Source organism: Stenotrophomonas sp. 05L44_2 (assembly GCF_056665995.1).
Genome location: NZ_JBFTNR010000638.1, coordinates 1 through 2,428 on the forward strand (window position 1 = coordinate 1; position 2,428 = coordinate 2,428).

At 67.7% G+C, this 2,428-nt stretch carries 4 protein-coding genes; 3 read left to right on the plus strand and 1 reads right to left on the minus strand.

The window, feature by feature from the left end; all coding sequences use genetic code 11:
• The 3 genes from AC1VAN_RS18570 to AC1VAN_RS18580 all read left to right on the plus strand — a co-directional run.
• Nucleotides 1-181 (plus strand): methyltransferase (locus AC1VAN_RS18570; RefSeq protein WP_480986412.1); only part of this gene is annotated, 181 nt, incomplete at its 5' end.
• On the plus strand, nucleotides 178-879 hold the full coding sequence (locus AC1VAN_RS18575) for a pseudouridine synthase (RefSeq protein ID WP_480986413.1): 702 nt from the start codon (nucleotides 178-180) through the stop codon (nucleotides 877-879). The genes AC1VAN_RS18570 and AC1VAN_RS18575, both read left to right, overlap by 4 nt.
• Entirely contained in the window at nucleotides 876-1,559 is a 684-nt protein-coding gene (locus AC1VAN_RS18580; RefSeq protein ID WP_032976401.1) for an HAD family hydrolase, read from the plus strand. The genes AC1VAN_RS18575 and AC1VAN_RS18580 overlap by 4 nt, the downstream gene beginning before the upstream one ends.
• A gap of 202 nt (nucleotides 1,560-1,761) precedes the next feature.
• Here AC1VAN_RS18580 and AC1VAN_RS18585 read toward each other — a convergent pair.
• Nucleotides 1,762-2,428 (minus strand): beta-ketoacyl synthase N-terminal-like domain-containing protein (locus AC1VAN_RS18585; RefSeq protein ID WP_480986414.1); only part of this gene is annotated, 667 nt, incomplete at its 5' end.

The following is a 2,428-nucleotide window of genomic DNA, read 5'->3' on the forward strand; positions in this document are numbered from 1 at the left end:
GCGCTTCATCGCCGTGGCCGCGCAGGCGCTGCGCCCGGGTGGGCGCCTGTACGTGGTGGCCAACCGCCACCTGCCCTACGAGTACACGCTCAACGAGAGCTTCGGCGCGGTGCGCGTGGTTGCCGAGCGCGATGGCTTCAAGCTGGTCGAAGCGGTGAAGGGCAAGGGGAAGGGCCGGTGAAGCTGGTCAAGCACATCGCCAACCTCGGCTACGGCAGCCGCAAGCAGGTGCAGTGGATGTTCCGCGAAGGCCGCGTCACCGACGCCGACGGCGAGGTGCTGTACGCCGACGACCAGGTGCCGCATGAAGCGGTGCGGGTCGACGGCGAGCCACTGGACCCGCCGGTGGGCCTGTCGCTGGCGATGTACAAGCCGGCTGGCTACACCTGTTCGACCAAGGACAAGGGCCGCCTGATCTACGACCTGCTGCCGCCGCGCTTCCGCGACCGCGACCCGGTGCTGTCCACTGTCGGCCGTCTGGACCGTGAGACCAGCGGCCTGTTGCTGCTGACCGACGACGGCAACCTGCTGCATCGGATCATTTCGCCGAAGTCGAAGCTGCCCAAGGTCTACGAAGTGGAGCTGGCCGAAGACCTGCGTGGTGACGAGGTGGCGCTGTTTGCCAGCGGCACGCTGATGCTGGAAGCGGAGAAGAYGCCCCTGCTGCCGGCTGAACTGCAGGTGCTCGGGCCGCGCAAGGCGCGCCTGGTACTGCACGAAGGCCGCTACCATCAGGTACGCCGCATGTTCGCTGCCGCAGGCAACCATGTGCAGGCACTGCATCGCAGCCGTGTTGGTGGCCTGGACCTGCAGGGACTGGCCGAAGGGCAATGGCGGCTGCTGACCTCCACCGATCTGGATACGTTGTTCGCTCCATGACCTCCATCGCTGCGCTGCCGTTCCTGCCCGACGCCGTCATCTTCGACATGGACGGCTTGATGATCGACAGCGAGCGTGTGTCGCTTGCATGCTGGAGCGAGGCGGCGGAGGAATTCGGCCTGCCCCTGGATGCCAGCTTCTTCGTGCGCATGGTCGGCCTTGGCGACCGCGACAGCCAGGCGCTGCTGCGCCAGCAGGGCATCGAAGACAGCATGATCGAGGCCATGGCCGCGCGTTGCCATGATCTGTACGAGGAGCGCACGCAGACCGGGCTGCCGCTGCGGCCGGGCATCCTGGAACTGCTGGAGCTGCTGAAGGCGCATGCGGTGCCGCGCGCGGTGGCGACCACTACGCGGCAGCCGCGGGCCAACCGCAAGCTGGCTGCAGCCGGGCTGCTGCCATACTTCGATGCGGTGATCACCAGTGGCGATGTGGCGCGGCCGAAGCCGGCGCCGGACATCTACCTGCTGGCCGCGCAGCGGCTGGGACAGGCGCCGGAACGTTGCCTGGCGCTGGAGGATTCGCCGGCGGGAACCCGTGCCGCGCTGGCCGCCGGCATGACCGTGATCCAGGTACCGGATCTGGTGCATCCCGATGAAGAACTGCGCGCGCTCGGCCACCGCATCGTCGGCTCGCTGGTGGACGCGCACGCCTTGCTGCTGCCGCTGCTGCCGAGGTAACGGTGGGGGATGGTGGGTGTCGACCGTTGGCCGGCACGCTTCACCGCTCTCGCCGGGCATGGCCCGGCGCTACCGCTCTGGTGGGTGTCACCTTGAAGCTGGTGGGTGCCGACCGTGGGTCGGCACGCTTCACTGCTCTCGCCGGGCATGGCCCGGTGCTACCGCTCTGGTAGGTGCCAACCTTGGTTGGCACGCTTTCAGATCACACCCTGCCGAACACCAGCGCCGCGTTGGTGCCACCGAAGCCGAAGCTGTTGGACATCACCGTGTCCAGCTTCTGCTCGCGGCTTTCGCGCAGGATCGGGAAGCCTTCCACCCTCGGGTCCAGCTCGCCGATGTTGGCCGAGCCGGCCACGAAGCCATCGCGCATCATCAGCAGGCAGTAGATCGCTTCATGCACGCTGGCGGCGCCCAGCGAATGGCCCGACAGCGCCTTGGTCGAGGACAGCGGCGGAATCGCATCGCCGAACACCTCGCGGATCGCACCCAGCTCGGTCACATCGCCCAGCGGGGTCGAGGTGCCGTGGGTGTTGAGGTAATCCAGCGGACGGTCCACGTTCTGCAGCGCCATCTTCATGCAGCGCACGGCGCCTTCGCCGGACGGCGCGACCATGTCGGCGCCATCGGAGGTCACGCCATAGCCGATCAGCTCGGCATGGATGTGCGCGCCACGTGCCACCGCGTGGTCGTAGTCCTCCAGCACCAGCATGCCGCCACCGCCGGCGATGACGAAGCCATCGCGGTCCTTGTCATACGGGCGCGAGGCGCTGGCGGGGGTGTCGTTGAAGCTGGTGGACAGTGCGCCCATCGCATCGAACATCACGCTCATCGACCAGTGCAGGTCTTCACCGCCGCCGGCGAACATGATG

Bases quoted from the DNA above. Each gene is read 5' to 3' on its own strand.
- AC1VAN_RS18580 (WP_032976401.1), top strand. From the start codon at position 876: ATGACCTCCATCGCTGCGCTGCCGTTCCTGCCCGACGCCGTCATCTTC.